The 14,581-nt window shown below is 35.8% G+C and carries 13 protein-coding genes; all 13 read right to left on the bottom strand.

Going from position 1 to position 14,581, the window contains the following annotated elements:
* Window positions 1-98: 98 nt before the first annotated feature.
* The 13 genes from AWM72_RS07030 to AWM72_RS06970 all read right to left on the bottom strand — a co-directional run bounded on the left by AWM72_RS07030 (window position 99) and on the right by AWM72_RS06970 (window position 14,543).
* Window positions 99-1,520, bottom strand: a complete 1,422-nt coding sequence (locus AWM72_RS07030) for a lipopolysaccharide biosynthesis protein (RefSeq protein ID WP_067975376.1) — start codon at window positions 1,518-1,520, stop codon at window positions 99-101.
* A gap of 203 nt (window positions 1,521-1,723) precedes the next feature.
* Window positions 1,724-2,254: an Ltp family lipoprotein gene (locus AWM72_RS07025; RefSeq protein WP_067975372.1), complete on the bottom strand. Its 531-nt coding sequence runs from the start codon at window positions 2,252-2,254 to the stop codon at window positions 1,724-1,726.
* Between the two features lie 229 nt (window positions 2,255-2,483).
* Window positions 2,484-3,395 carry a glycosyltransferase family 2 protein gene (locus AWM72_RS07020; protein ID WP_067975368.1) on the bottom strand — a complete coding sequence of 304 codons (912 nt, stop codon included), beginning with the start codon at window positions 3,393-3,395 and terminating at the stop codon, window positions 2,484-2,486.
* An 8-nt stretch (window positions 3,396-3,403) separates the two neighbouring features.
* A complete protein-coding gene (locus AWM72_RS07015; RefSeq protein WP_067975364.1) occupies window positions 3,404-4,336 on the bottom strand; it encodes a glycosyltransferase family 2 protein in 933 nt (310 codons plus the stop codon).
* Between the two features lie 20 nt (window positions 4,337-4,356).
* A complete protein-coding gene (locus tag AWM72_RS07010; protein WP_067975360.1) occupies window positions 4,357-5,442 on the bottom strand; it encodes an EpsG family protein in 1,086 nt (361 codons plus the stop codon).
* 135 nt (window positions 5,443-5,577) lie between these two features.
* Window positions 5,578-6,726 (bottom strand): glycosyltransferase, encoded by a 1,149-nt coding sequence (locus tag AWM72_RS07005; protein WP_083505589.1) that lies wholly within the window; start codon window positions 6,724-6,726, stop codon window positions 5,578-5,580.
* 1 nt (window position 6,727) lies between these two features.
* Window positions 6,728-7,852, bottom strand: a complete 1,125-nt coding sequence (gene wecB, locus AWM72_RS07000) for a non-hydrolyzing UDP-N-acetylglucosamine 2-epimerase (RefSeq protein WP_067975357.1) — start codon at window positions 7,850-7,852, stop codon at window positions 6,728-6,730.
* Complete coding sequence (locus tag AWM72_RS06995; RefSeq protein WP_067975355.1) at window positions 7,852-8,964, bottom strand: polysaccharide biosynthesis C-terminal domain-containing protein; 1,113 nt, start codon at window positions 8,962-8,964, stop codon at window positions 7,852-7,854. Before AWM72_RS06995 ends, wecB begins: the two co-directional genes overlap by 1 nt.
* 2 nt (window positions 8,965-8,966) lie before the next feature.
* On the bottom strand, window positions 8,967-10,016 hold the full coding sequence (locus AWM72_RS06990) for a polysaccharide biosynthesis protein (protein WP_067975350.1): 1,050 nt from the start codon (window positions 10,014-10,016) through the stop codon (window positions 8,967-8,969).
* Between the two features lie 7 nt (window positions 10,017-10,023).
* Window positions 10,024-11,244 (bottom strand): glycosyltransferase family 4 protein, encoded by a 1,221-nt coding sequence (locus AWM72_RS06985; protein ID WP_067975347.1) that lies wholly within the window; start codon window positions 11,242-11,244, stop codon window positions 10,024-10,026.
* Window position 11,245: 1 nt separating this feature from the next.
* Window positions 11,246-12,091, bottom strand: a complete 846-nt coding sequence (locus AWM72_RS06980; protein WP_067975344.1) for an NAD-dependent epimerase/dehydratase family protein — start codon at window positions 12,089-12,091, stop codon at window positions 11,246-11,248.
* Complete coding sequence (locus tag AWM72_RS06975) at window positions 12,091-12,717, bottom strand: sugar transferase (protein ID WP_067975341.1); 627 nt, start codon at window positions 12,715-12,717, stop codon at window positions 12,091-12,093. The genes AWM72_RS06980 and AWM72_RS06975 overlap by 1 nt, the downstream gene beginning before the upstream one ends.
* 26 nt (window positions 12,718-12,743) lie before the next feature.
* A complete protein-coding gene (locus tag AWM72_RS06970; protein ID WP_067975339.1) occupies window positions 12,744-14,543 on the bottom strand; it encodes a nucleoside-diphosphate sugar epimerase/dehydratase in 1,800 nt (599 codons plus the stop codon).
* Window positions 14,544-14,581: the final 38 nt, after the last annotated feature.

The following is a 14,581-nucleotide window of genomic DNA, read 5'->3' as shown; positions in this document are numbered from 1 at the left end:
ACAACTTAATAATACATTTTTTACACAGATAAATCTAGAACAATAAAAGAAAAGCTAAAGAGTACAAAATAGTTTATTATTTAGATTCCTAAAAACACTTATCCTCTTATCAGCTTCATCAAGTCTTCCCATTGCTTAGTAACTAACAGACCAATGAGCAAGCTGACTAAGAAGATAATTCCTTTAATAAACAAGTTAATGAATGAGTTAAAAGGTAAGCTTGGTAGTATGATAAAAGCTAGTAAAGTTATGAATCCAATAATCAATGGTTTAATCAGCACGAATAGGAACTCTCTTATGTTACTATTAAAGGCTTTATTTAACATTAAGTAATTAGTCTGGAAAAAGTTTAGGCTAAAGCTGATAACGACCATCGTTGCAACCCAATAAATGGAACCCTTGTAAACTCCAATAATGATACTAATGATATTGAGCGTTGTTGATAGTATGCCTGATAAGAGCAAGAGATCTGTTCGATTGGCTGATTGGAAAAAAGCCCCAGTTGTTGATTGCAACATCTGGATCCATATTGAGATACTTAAAATTTGAAAGACGAGCACACTCTCTCCCCACTGGGCACCGTAGAGAAAATAAATAATATCTTCTGCTGAGAAGAATAAAAAGATTGTCAAAGGAATGGCGAAATTAGCTAATACCTTAGATATATTAAGATAACCGTTTTTAATCTGAATGAGATCATTTTGAAAATCAGAAAAAATCGGTTGGATTGCAGAAGTAATGACCCCAGTAAAAATAGTATTGGGATACAAAGTTAACTGATAGGATTTATCATAATAACCTAACTGGTCTGCTGGCATATATCTCCCAATTAAGATACTATCCAAGTTTCTTGAAAAGTAATTGATGATATTAAACAACATCTGGTTCTTAGCAAAAGGAAAAATCTTTTTAAGGGGTTCAAGTGAAACTTTAAAAGCGAACTTCAATTTGGTACTAAATAAATAAATCACTAATTGAACAAGCGCTCTTGCAATATTACCAAAGATAATGGAGTAAAAAGAGAAGCCCAAATAAGCAAAGGTCACAGAAAAAATTCCATTAAACAAACTACCCATGACTTGGGTAAAATTCACCTGTTTAAAACGTTTTTCTTTTAGCAATAAATTTTGGGGAACCATGCACAAACTGTTAAAAAGCAAGGCAATCGCCATAACAGGAACTGCTCGAACAAGCTCCGGTTTATTGTAAAATTGACTAATTGGGTGGGCAAGCACCGCAAAAATAATCGCTAAAAATAAAGAAAAATAGATCGAAAAAGAATAAATTTGATTGGTTTCATGACGATCAATATCTTTTCTTTGTATAATTGCTGGTCCAATGCCGAAATCTGCTAGAAGTTGGAAGAAAACCAAGAACACATTGACAATTGCTACAATCCCAAACTCAGCTGGTGTGATAAGACGTGCTAGTATTACTTGGAGAAGTATTTGTATAACCACATTGGAATACTTACCGATAGCATTGTAGATGATTCCCTCTTTTAATTTGTTCAATATCATTCCTACTTTCTAACAAATATGAAAAGCCTTCAATTCTATCTTATCAGAGCTTTTGCTAGGTCCTTCTATATTCAACTTCAATAGGTGCATGGATTATCTGATAATTATCAACTTTTAATGAAAGAAGTTTAGAATTTTTAAAGCTGTAAACTTCTTTCATTAAAAGGTTGGATTTAAATCCAACCTTGGACAAAATTCATTTGTTACTCAGGCAAATTGTCGATAGCATATTGGGCTTCTTCTGGAGTAAACTGTTCGCCATACTCAGAAACTAATTGATCATATACTCCATCTCTAGAGAGTGCCATGTCTTCATAATAACTTTTTGCCTTATTAAGGGCATTTTCCTTCCAATCGGCTTCTACATTGTCGATAGCATATTGGGCCGCTTCTGGAGCAAAACCTTCACCATACTCAGAAGTCAGCTGATCATAAACGCCCGCTTTTGACATGTACATTCTATTAGCATAGCTATCTGCCTTCTTTAAGGCATTCTTATACTCTTGTGGCACTTTCTCTTCTTCTTTTTCTTGAGATTCCGCCGACGCTTTCGATTCTTGTGCAACCTCTTCCGTCTTAGCTTCGTTGTTACTTGTATCTTGTGTGTCAGAGTCAGAAAATATAGTACCACAAGCGCCAATCAGAATAATGACACCAAAAGCAATGCCACCCCACTTCAAGCAACCCCCGCGTTTTACTTCATTTCCATTTTCGTCATAATATTTTCTTGCCATAAAGACTCCTTTATAAATAAAATTTTCCTTTGTGCTGTACTACAATATTTACTCTAAGACTGGATGGCCTATCCTAGAGGCCTCACCTCCTCAAATGTTTAAATTTAATATTCTTCTTTGAATAATTGATAGCGATACCAAAATCTACCAGCATTTGGAAGAAGAAAAAGAACATATTAACAATTGCTACGATATTAAATTAGGTTAAATTTACAAGGCATATATCTAATCATATTTTCGATTTAATCTTTTTCAAAATAGAATTTACAGGTTTAATCCCTATTTTTATCAAATACATATTTTCTTTGAGAGTTAATTTAGAAGAGCCAAAAATCATTGATCCTAATCGATTAATAGTTTTTGAAAAATATTCTTTAACTTCTTTATCTAAATTATTCTCACTTACGTATCGGTTAAGTTCTTTTACTACAGTAAAATATCCTATTGCATGTTGTCTGGACGATTTAGCTCTTGTCATTATAGAATTATTACGATATCTTCTTTTAAAATAAGGTTCATTAACAAACATTAAACGATTAGCATGAGATAGAGCAATTGGCGTAAATAATTCATCTTCATGTATAATGCCTTCTAAGAAATGGAGATTATTATCTTTTAATAAATTTGCTTTAAAAAAATAAATACACACAGAAGAAGGAATAATATCTTGAACTTTAAAAAAATCGTTTATACTGTAAACATAATTTTCGTTAAGTTCTTGAGAACTATATAATGTTTCACTATAATTTTCTTTTGTATAATTTTGATCAAAAAAACTTTCAGCATTAAATCGAATAACATCTGATTGATATTTTTCCATATTATTTACTAGGTTCTTTATCATCTCTTTTTCAATCAAATCATCACTATCAAAAAAGTATATATATTCACCTTTAGCTAATTTCAAACCATTATTTCGTGCATTCGATAATCCACCATTAGCTTGTGAATGAATACGAAATTGAAATTCACTTTTTTCTTTCAGTTTCTTCGCAATTGATAAAGAAGCATCTGTACTTCCATCGTTAATCAATACTATCTCAATATTTTCATAGCTTTGATTAAACACAGATAATAAAGCTTCCTCTAAATATTCCTCCACATTATACACTGGCATAATAACTGACACTAAAGGCTGCATAGAAATTACTATCCTTTCAACTTTGATAATTTGATTTCATAGTTAAGTTTATTTTTTGCTAAGAAAAACTTCAACCTAGTGATTTTATGATCAATATTCTTAAATTCATATCTATATAATGATTCTTTCAAATATATTAAATCATCTAATGTTGTTTTAAACTTCTTCTTCAATATGGTTCCAGTTAACATTCTAAAATAAGATTCAATGTATTTTTGTACTATAGAGATATCCATTTTTGCTCTCTTCAACAAATCAATACATAACTGTGACGAATAAATTTGAGTAAGAATTTTTTTATTATTTAAGTTATTAGAAATAGAACCATCATTAATTGAATAATGAATCAAAGGTTTGGATAAATATTGGATTCGAGTACAATTCAAAACATACTCAACAACAAAAGGTAAGTCACTTGTCACTTTAATTTTTTCGTTGAATTTTATTTTTCTTTCTCTAATAATCTGTGTTGAAAATAATTTATTCCACAAATATCCTTTACTACCATTTGGTCGTATAATATCAAGCAACACTTGTTCCTTATTTTCAATACATTCATTAAATCTAATGAGCTTGTCATTTTGGTAATAACTACAAATCGTTAAGTCAATATTTTTTTCATTCTGAAACGGTTCAAAAAGTTTTTCAATAAAGTTATTCTCAATGTAGTCGTCACCATCAAGGAAAGTTACAAGATTACCCGTCATAAGTTTTAATCCTAAATTTCTAGCTGCTGCAACTCCCCCATTTTCTTTATAATGATAGTGGAATCTTGAATCTTTTTCTGCATATTTTTTGCAAATAGTACTTGTAGTATCAGTTGAGCCATCATCAATAATAATCACTTCCAACTCATTATATGATTGGTTCATGATGCAGTCTAACATTCGGGCAATATTTTTTTCTTCATTATATGCTGCTATTATAATTGAAACTAGCATATCAATTACTAACCCCCTCTCTAAAAGAAAGAATATGGAACAATTTTATGAGGATTTGTTTGAATATAACCATGATAAAACAATACTATCGCAATAAAGAATAGAACTAAAGTTGAATAACGAGTAAATAGGTGAAGAGTTTTATTTTTTCTTAGAAAATATCCCATATAACTTTCGAAAAGATAGGGTACAAAGATAATCATAAATTGATAATAATACAAATTAAATCTTGTAAAATAATAAGAATAGGGCGATAGAAGTTGAACCCCTAATGTAATTGAAGATAATACTTGTAAGGACCTATATAGTTTATCTTGCTTTACAGTTTTTTCAAACAACGGTAACAATATCCCAGCTATATATATAACTATTATAAATATTTCATCCATGCCAAAACCATCCATGTATGAAAAATTAAAATTTGTGAGTAAAAGTGGTTGAAACCACTTTAATACTTCATAAACTATTAAACCTCCAAAATAAAACACTACAGGTAGTACCAATACAAAAAGTTTATTATAGATTTTTTGGATAAATTTTGAGTTAACTAGTGGATAAACTATAAAAAAACTTATAGCGGTTGTATGGACTAATGTTGCTAATGTTGTAACTATCAAGAATTTCACTAAATTCTTCTCGATCAAAAATTTAAAAGAAATAAGTAAAATACTCATTGCAATTATTTGTCTCAAACCACTAAAACCAAAATCGTATAAACCAAAATATAAATATAAGCCGTAGGACATATAAATATTCTTAGAGTACTTATAAATATATATTGAGAGTATTAAGAAGACAAATAAAGAAACTATACCTATAAAAACTTGAAAATTTATATGTAATACATTAAAAATATAACTAATAAAATTATATCCTATCTCAAATTGTCCATCTATTATCTTATCAAAATTGGATGTTAGATTATAAAAGGTTTGGTAACCTGGAAGGTCTCCTCCTACATGTGTCCCCCTCAATCCCTGAACAATAAACAAATGAAGTGAACTAAATATAGTAAAAAGCAATCTACTTATCTTATCATCAGGAATGAAACTACAAATAATCGCATATAATGTAATAAACAAAAATATCCACTCATATATCGTCATTATTTTCCTCCTTTCCCAGTTAATTTATTAGTGAACAGCTCAGTTCAAAGATAGATTAATCTTTTTAATTCAAATTTAATCGTTCCTTGTATAAATTTAAATATTGTTTGTAATTCTTCTCTTTATTGAACTTCTCTAATACTCTTCTACGACAGTTTTTTTAACAGCTGGAACTTTACCTCCCCACTTTTCAATAGCATTTAGTAACATATCAAAATTTCCTTGGTCAACAATAGTTCCAGTATTTTCATTTATACTTTCACCGCTTCCTCCAGTATCATAAGTTATTACTGGAGTTCCACAAGCCAAAGCTTCTATGTTTACAGTAGGAAAATTATCAAAATAAGTTGGATTTACAAAAACATCACTCGCATTATAGATATCTTTTAGTTCTTCAACAGAATTCGTTCTCTCAATAGTTACAATATCTCTTGGTAATTTATTTTTGATTTGAGGGTCACTTCCTACTAATACTATTTGATAGTCAGCTGGAGATAACAGTTGAGACAGTTTTATAAAATCATCTAGACCTTTCCTAGGATCCCAAATAGATGCTACTCCCAATATTACAATTTTTTGTTCTGAGTTCCATTGCTTTCTTAGATAATTGCTCTTATTAAAATCAATTTTAAAGATATCGGTATTTACTCCGTTATAAATAGTCATGATGGGATACTTATTTAAAAAAGATTTTGACACAATACTTTCTAGCCAATGAGAAGGAGTTACAATAGTCATATTTTTAATTGACGTAAACAATTTTTCCTTATCTCGTAAATTTTTTTTAAACTGCCCAAAACCAACTGTTTTAGGATAATTTTTTAACTCATCACGATTTTTAAGACTAGTAGGAAGGGTGCCGTCATCATTTAAATTAAAGTTTGCACTGTGACCTGAAATTGACCATTGATCATGCAATAACCAAACAACAGGCGTATCTTTTGTCGATAAATAATTGAATAAAATCTCAATATTTAAATAGTAGCCATGTATATTATGAAGATGAATAATATCTGGATCAAATTCTTCAATCTCTTCAATTAACTGTCTAGTAGCTTGTCTTGAGGCAAATCCATGACGATCGAATAATCGAGAATAAACTCCATGTAACGCCTGATCTATTTTTGAGCCAATTTTAATAGTCTTATAGCCAGGAGTAGACTTTCCTCTTCCATAGGCAATGACACATTCGTGACCATTTTCTTCAAGAAAATCATATAAGTCTCTGCAAATACGTCCAGTAGACCCAAAATCGATTACTGAATTTATCTGTAAAACTTTCATTTTACTTACTCCACACCACACGATTTACATAATCTGTATAAGAAACAATAATCCTCAATACCTTATCTGATACATTTGGCATTGAATAATCAGCCACTTGTCTTAGTGTATCTTTCTCTTGTGTTTCTAAGATAGTCAGTCCTTGAAGAATGCGCTCCTTATTTAAGCCAACCATCATCACAGCGGCTTCTTCCATTGCTTCTGGTCTCTCGTGAGCTTCACGTAGGTTGAGGGCTCTAAAACCTAAGATGGAAGACTCTTCAGAGATTGTTCCGCTGTCACTAAGAACTGATTTAGCATTCAATTGAAGATTATTATAATCAATAAATCCCATTGGCTTCATGAGATGAATAAGGTCGTTAAACTTAACGCCTTTATCTTCAATCATTTTTCGAGTTCTTGGATGAGTTGAAACAATAACTGGTAATTGATAGTGCTCAGCCACTGCGTTCAGAGAATCAACTAAATTTAAGAAGTTTCTTTCTGAAGAAATATTTTCATCACGATGGGCTGATACCACAAAATATTTGCCTTTTTCCAAGTCTAATTTTTGGTAACTTTCTGCTTTTTGGATCTCATCTAATTTATTATGAAGCACCTCAAACATTGGGCTTCCTGTCTTAATAACTTGATCAGCGGGTAAACCTTCTGCTAGGAGATATTCCCTAGCAATATCTGAATAAGTTAGATTAATATCTGAGATATGATCAACAATTTTTCGATTAGTTTCTTCTGGTACACGTTGGTCAAAACAACGGTTACCCGCTTCCATATGGAAAATAGGAATATGGTGGCGTTTTGCTGCAATAGCACAGAGACAGGAATTTGTATCTCCAAGCACCAAGAAAGCATCGGGCGCTTCATCATTTAATATAGGATCAATATTGGCTAGAATTTGTCCCACAGTGGCCATTGGTGAATCACCTGCTGCATTGAGGAAGTAATCAGGTTTTCTAAGACCAAAATCTTCAAAGAAAACTTCATTTAATTCATAATCATAGTTCTGACCAGTATGGACAAGGATATGTTCGATGGCTTCTGAAGCTTCTAAACTTTGAATAACTGATGATAGGCGGATAATCTCAGGGCGAGTCCCTACTACAGTCATGACTTTAAGTTTCTGCATTATTCTACCTCCAATGGATATGTGTCAGGATTATTGGGATCAAACATTTCATTCACCCACATCACAGTAACTAAATCAGTTTCCCCTGTATTGACAATGGAATGGGTATAGCCAGTTGGAATATCCACAACTTCAAGTTCCTCTCCCGAGACGGGATATTCAATTACCTTGTCTGAATCTAATTTTCTAAATTTTACAACCCCAGTTCCTGAAACAACCAGGAACTTTTCATTTTTTGTATGATGCCAATGATCACCTTTTGTAATACCAGGTTTTGAAACATTAATTGAAATCTGTCCAGCATAAGGAGATTTAACAAATTCAGTAAATGATCCACGATTATCCTCGTGCATAAGTAATGGATAAGAAAATTGGTCTTCAGGTAGGAAGTTTAAATAGGTAGCATACAATTTATTAGTAAAATCATCAGATAAATTAGGGATTATACGGTTTTCACGCGAAGATTTAAAAGATTCAAGTAGACCGACAATCTCGCCTAGACTTCTAGGATAAGAAACCGGAACCTTATAATATTCACCGTCTTGATTTCCCTCTCCCTGCATAGCTCGAATAAATTCATCAACCACGTCATCAATATACATCAGATTGAGGACTACTTTTTCATCGTTGACTTGGATAGGTAAACCGCGCGCAATATTGTAACAGAAGGTTGCAATAACAGTATTATAATTTGGACGCGACCATTTACCAAAGACATTCGATAAACGGTAAACATAAACTTGAACACTATTTTTCTTGCCATAATCGAAGATATAGTCCTCAGCTAATTTTTTGCTTTGTCCATAAGCATTATCTCTTTCTGCCTGAATTGAACTTGTCACTAATACTGGGGCTGGATTATTATTTTTTACTAACTGATCTAATAATTTTTGAGTAAGGTCTGCATTGCCTTTTTTGAATTCACTCTCATCTTTTGGTCGGTTGATTCCAGCTAGGTGGAAAACAAAATCAGCTTCTTTAGTATATTTCTCTAAGTCTTCTTCAGATGAATTGAGTTCATAGGCTAAGACTTCTATATCATCCATATAATGTAAGCTAGCAATAAGATTGCGCCCAATAAAACCTTGAGCCCCTGTCACTAATACCTTCATTATTAATTTTCTTCCTTCCATTTACGCAATTCTTCTTGAATAAGTGGAACAGTTAGAAGTTTTTCTTTTACTTCTTCGACTGTCATTAGAACTGTATTATCGGAGTTAAATTCTTCAAGAGGGTTACGTTCTTCATCCCCTTCTTTGAAGTATTTATCATAATTTAAATCACGTTTATCTGCCGGCACCCGATAGAAATTCCCCATATCAATGGCATGGGCACACTCTTCATTAGTCAGAAGGGTTTCATACATTTTCTCTCCATGGCGAATCCCAATTACTTGGCTAGGAGCGTCTGGATTAAAGAGCTGCCGTGTAGCTTCCATCAAATCTCCGATGGTAGAAGCTGGCGCTTTTTGAACCATAATGTCTCCCGATTCAGCATGCTCAAAGGCATAAAGAACCAAGTCTACAGCCTCTTCCAGGGTCATAATAAATCGTGTCATGAGTGGATCTGTCACAGTTAAGGTCTTGCCTTTCTTCATTTGTTCAATGAATAATGGTACCACAGAACCGCGAGATGCTAATACATTACCGTAGCGCGTACAGCAAATCATAGTATCTTCAGGATCAACGGTTTTTGATTTGGCAACAATTACTTTCTCCATCAAGGCTTTAGAAATTCCCATCGCATTGATTGGGTAAGCTGCTTTATCAGTAGATAGACAAATTACTTTTTTTACGCCAGCTTCAATAGCTGCTGTTAATAAATTTTCAGTCCCTAAGATATTTGTCTTAACGGCTTCAATTGGGAAGAATTCGCATGATGGGACTTGTTTTAAGGCCGCTGCGTGGAAGATATAGTCTACATTGCGAACGGCAGGACGAATGCTATCTATGTCTCTAACATCACCAATGTAAAATTTCAACTTATCACTAAATTCTGGAGCAATTTGTTGGTATTTATGGCGCATATTATCTTGTTTTAACTCATCCCTAGAAAAAATACGGATTTCTTTAAGGTCTGTTTTTAGGAAGCCATCTAAGACAGCGTTACCAAATGAGCCTGTTCCACCAGTAATTAAAAGGGTTTTATCTTTAAAAAGTGACATATGTCCTCTACCTTTCATTAATAAATTCTTCAAGTTGATCCATCAATCGTTCTTTAGAAAAATATTTTTCCGCATACTGTTTCGAATTAACTGCCATTTCATCCAAACGCTTTTTACTCATTGCTAAGTATTCTCTTATCAGGTTCGTTAATTCAGAAACATTTCCGGCCTTACAAGTTAGTCCAGATTGACTTTCATTAACAATCTGTTCAACTTCCCCACTTGCACTAACCAACAAAGGCTTTCCACAAGCCATATAGGTCTGCATCTTAGCAGGGATTGTTTTATCATAAATCGGATGTTCATCAAAACTTAGGAAAGCAACATCAACTTCGGATAAAATATCAGAAATTTTTGTTGAAAGTTGTCGATCTATAAATTGAAAATATTCTTCAACATCTAATCGACTGATTTCTCTTAATAAATCTTCCTTAGCACGCCCATCACCTACAATTAAGAACAGAATCTGATCAGCTTTTTTCTTTAATTCATAAGCTACTTTAGGTAATATTTGTAAGCCTTGCGCATAACCTATATTTCCTGTAAAACCAATAGTGAATAAATCAGGTCGATTGACCCATTGATAATCTTCTTTATTTTTTTCTTTAGTATAATAGATTTCTTCAGCATATTGTGGCCAATATTTAACCTTATCTGAATCAATATCATAATCAGATTGAATGGAATTTACAAAACTCCTCGATGAAGCCATTATCATATCCGTATTTTTATATATGGAAGTTACCATTTTTTTGACATTATTGATTATTGCTGGATGCTTTATTCCTGCAGCTACTTCCAAATTTTCAGGCCATAAATCTAATACATATAGCAATGATTTTATTTTTAATCTTTTGGCTAAACATGGCCCGATTAAAGCCTGAGTCATTGGACTCACTTCATAGGTAAATATGACATCCGGTTTTAACTTTGTTGTTTTGGCAAAGTAGTAACCTGACATAACAAAGGATACATAGTTAAAAGCTAATTGTACCGAGGACTTCCCTCTAGCAATCAACGGAATCCTAATGATTTCTACGCCCTTATAGTTCTCAGTTCTTTTGGACTTATAGTCATAGCCAGAATAAAATTTACCTTCAGGATAATTTGGTATTCCTGTAAGAACTTTTACCTCATAACCTCTATTAGAGAGCTCTACCGCAATATCATTGATTCTAAAATCTTCAGGATAGAAATACTGACTGATTATTAGTATCTTCTTTATCATATTACTCCTCATCTATTAGTGAACGTTTGATGGACTCTTCCAAACTGATATTTTCTTCTCTGTAATTTAACATCTCATCATAGTAAAGATTACCGAAAACTTTTCCAAGCGTTCCTTTACTAGCCATTTTTTTAATTAGTGGATTAAAAGCCCGAGTTGTAGCCAAGCGATGACTAGAGAGTTTAGCGATTTGGCCAACCATTTGACTGGTACATGTATATTCCTCATTTTGGGGATGCATTGTACCGGATAGTTCTTGATCAATTATCGCCTTTAATTCAGCCATTAAATTATCAACATAGATCATACTTCTTCGATTAGAATAATCTGGAAAAATTGGAGTTGATTTTGCGAGTTTGACTAATCTAGGGAAGTTTCCTTTTGAATGTGGCCCATAAACCATTGGCGGTCTTACAATCGCAATTTTAAAAGTTTCGTCTTCTAATTTTTGAAGACCTATTTCCCCTTGCAATTTACTATCACCATAAAAGTTATCTGGATTTGGAGGAGTATCTTTGGTAATTTTTTCAATTTGACTACCAAAGACAATCATACTTGATAGGTGGATAAATTGCTGGACACCATCACTTTTGGCTTTTTGGGCTGCAGCGATTGCTAAATCACGGTTAACTTGGTAATAGAGATCCTTTAGTTTAGGATCTGAAGAATTATGAGCAATGCCTGCAACATTAAGAATTGAATCATACTCTCCCCAATTTTCATCCTGCCAATTCGTATCTTTAAGTGAAGTTTGAACGACTTCATACTGATCAGGCCATTGAGAGAGATAATCAGTGAAGCGGTCTCCCAAATAAGAATTCTTCCCAGTGACTAGTACTCTCTTCACTATTCTTCCTCCTGTAGTTCTGCTTTTGCTTGTTCGATGGCTCCTGTGCCACCTTCGACAACCCCATCGTGCTTGAGGACGCTGATGATTGTCCCAAAGAAACATTTGAAGTCCATTATAGGGCCCATATTTTCGACGTATTGTCCGTCCAGGCGTGCCTTGACATCGATAGGCAATTCGTCCCGGCCATTGATCTGCGCCCAGCCAGATAGGCCTGGTAGCACATCATTAGCCCCATAACGGTCCCGTTCATCTGCCAGGTCATCTTGGTTCCAGAGCGCTGGTCGTGGGCCAATAATCGCCATTTCACCTTTGAGGATGTTGATAATTTGAGGCAGCTCGTCCAGGCTGGTCTTTCTTAAGAAGGCGCCGGACTTGGTAATGAAGGCTTGGGGATCGTTTAAGAGATGGGTTGGCATATCAGCGGGTGTTTCAGCTAACATGGAACGAAATTTATAAATTTCAAAAAATTCTCTATCCTTACCAATTCGTTTCTGCTTAAAGAAAACAGGACCCTTGGAGTCCAGTTTAATCCATATGGCAATAAACAAAAATAAAGGAGAGAGAATGATCAGTCCGATTAAAGCTAGGATACAGTCTATCAAGCGTTTAATCTTTACATACATTCTTATCTCTCCAATCTTTACTCGAATTACACATCCCGATGCACAAAGCTGGTCAATTTCTCATTGAGGTCGCCCTGGTCTGTGACGAGGTCCAGGCTCTCAACGAAGGCTTTGATTTCTTCGAGACTCTTGTTATGGACGCGGCCGACGAAGATGTTGTCATCGATTTGTCGGTCGGTGGTTTCGTCGTTGAGGAGGAGTTCTTCGTAGAGCTTCTCCCCTGGTCGCATGCCGGTGTAGATGATTTCGATTTCGTCTTCCGAGTGGCCGGACAAAGCAATCATCTTCTTGGCCAGGTCCTTGATGTAGACTTCTTCTCCCATGTTAAGGATGAAGAGCTCGCCCCCTTCTGCCAGGGCACCAGCCTGGATGACCAGGCGGCTGGCTTCAGGGATGGTCATGAAGTAGCGGCGCATGTCCGGGTGGGTCACGGTGACGGGGCCTCCCGCAGCGATTTGCTTCTTGAAGAGCGGGATGACCGATCCCCGGCTGCCCAGGACATTGCCGAAGCGGACGGCTGAGAAGGTGGTCTGGCTGTCCTTGTTGAGGCCAGTAACTATCATTTCCGCGATCCGTTTGGTGGCGCCCATGACATTAGGTGGATTATTGGCCTTGTCGGTGGAAATCATGACGAACTTCTTGACGCCAGCCTTTTCCGCAGCCTTAGCGACATTGTAGGTCCCGTAGATGTTGTTCTTAACGGCTTCGGTCGGATTCCATTCCATAAGGGGCACGTGCTTGTGGGCCGCCGCATGGTAGACAATATCCGGCTGGTAGCGCTGCATGAGGAAGTCTAGATGTTCCTTGTCCTGGATATCCGCAATTACTGGAGTAATTTTCGTATTTGCGAGTTCTAAGCTCCGAAGCTCCTGGTTAATCAGGTAGATGGAATTCTCCCCATGGCCCAGGAGGATCAGTTGGGCAGGGCCGAAGCGGACGATCTGCCGGCAGATTTCGGATCCGATTGAGCCCCCTGCCCCCGTGACTAGGATGACTTGGTTGGAGATGGAGTCAATGACGGGTTCATCGTCCAATTCAATTTCCTTTCGTCCTAGGAGGTCAGAGATTTCAATTTCTTTCATGGCCATCTTGTATTCCCCGGCCAGGACGCGTTCTACTTCAGGCATCTGGTTGACGGTGATGTCGAGCGCGTTCCCCATCCGGACCACTTCTTCCACCGCATCAGCTGGCATGGAAGGGGCGGTGATGGTGATCATGTCGATGCGTTTGTTCTCCACAATTTGGGGAATATCGGCGATGGTTCCTAGGATAGGCACGCCTTTGATGTAGATATTTTGTTTCTGCGGGTCATTGTCCACTGCCCCAATGATAGCGTACTTCTCAGGGTGCTTGGAGAAGTTCTCAATGAAGAGGTTGCCGGCCTGGCCTGCCCCGACAATGAGCAGGCGGGTAGCTTCGTTTTCAGCCATTTTGACCCCATTCTTCCGGTCAATATAGAGCCGCCAGATGACCCGGGTCAAGATCATCCCCACTGTCGCGAAGAGCAGGAGGAGGAAGAGGTAGCGGTGGCTGATTACGGTGAAGAGGATGGTCCCCACGATGAAGGCCCCCGCCCCAGCGATCAAGTTAGCGACGACGACTTCCTGGGCATCCCGCAGGCCGAAGAAACGGACCAAGGCGGAGAAGTTGTGGAAGTAGAGGCCAGCTAGGACATAGATCAGATAGTAGATGCCTGTGACGATGGAATAGTGGCCAAAGTCGGTAGCGACATAATACTTAATTAAATAAACGGTTAAGAGGGCTCCTATGCCCACACAGACCAAGTCGTTGAGCATGAGGATGAGTTTTTTTGTTTTCCGAGACATGTTTCACTTCCTATTCTAATTACATGCACTATCAGGAA

This window comes from Aerococcus sanguinicola, from assembly GCF_001543145.1.
GTDB classification, from domain to species: Bacteria; Bacillota; Bacilli; order Lactobacillales; family Aerococcaceae; genus Aerococcus; species Aerococcus sanguinicola.
This window is presented reverse-complemented; position numbering and strand designations above follow the sequence as displayed.

Excerpts from the sequence above, each read along its gene's own strand:
- AWM72_RS07030 (WP_067975376.1), bottom strand. The coding sequence starts at position 1,520 with ATGATATTGAACAAATTAAAAGAGGGAATCATCTACAATGCTATCGGT.
- AWM72_RS07025 (WP_067975372.1), bottom strand. The coding sequence starts at position 2,254 with ATGGCAAGAAAATATTATGACGAAAATGGAAATGAAGTAAAACGCGGG.
- AWM72_RS07020 (WP_067975368.1), bottom strand. The coding sequence starts at position 3,395 with ATGCAGCCTTTAGTGTCAGTTATTATGCCAGTGTATAATGTGGAGGAA.
- AWM72_RS07015 (WP_067975364.1), bottom strand. The coding sequence starts at position 4,336 with ATGCTAGTTTCAATTATAATAGCAGCATATAATGAAGAAAAAAATATT.
- AWM72_RS07010 (WP_067975360.1), bottom strand. The coding sequence starts at position 5,442 with ATGACGATATATGAGTGGATATTTTTGTTTATTACATTATATGCGATT.
- AWM72_RS07005 (WP_083505589.1), bottom strand. The coding sequence starts at position 6,726 with ATGAAAGTTTTACAGATAAATTCAGTAATCGATTTTGGGTCTACTGGA.
- wecB (WP_067975357.1), bottom strand. The coding sequence starts at position 7,852 with ATGCAGAAACTTAAAGTCATGACTGTAGTAGGGACTCGCCCTGAGATT.
- AWM72_RS06995 (WP_067975355.1), bottom strand. The coding sequence starts at position 8,964 with ATGAAGGTATTAGTGACAGGGGCTCAAGGTTTTATTGGGCGCAATCTT.
- AWM72_RS06990 (WP_067975350.1), bottom strand. The coding sequence starts at position 10,016 with ATGTCACTTTTTAAAGATAAAACCCTTTTAATTACTGGTGGAACAGGC.
- AWM72_RS06985 (WP_067975347.1), bottom strand. The coding sequence starts at position 11,244 with ATGATAAAGAAGATACTAATAATCAGTCAGTATTTCTATCCTGAAGAT.
- AWM72_RS06975 (WP_067975341.1), bottom strand. The coding sequence starts at position 12,717 with ATGTATGTAAAGATTAAACGCTTGATAGACTGTATCCTAGCTTTAATC.
- AWM72_RS06970 (WP_067975339.1), bottom strand. The coding sequence starts at position 14,543 with ATGTCTCGGAAAACAAAAAAACTCATCCTCATGCTCAACGACTTGGTC.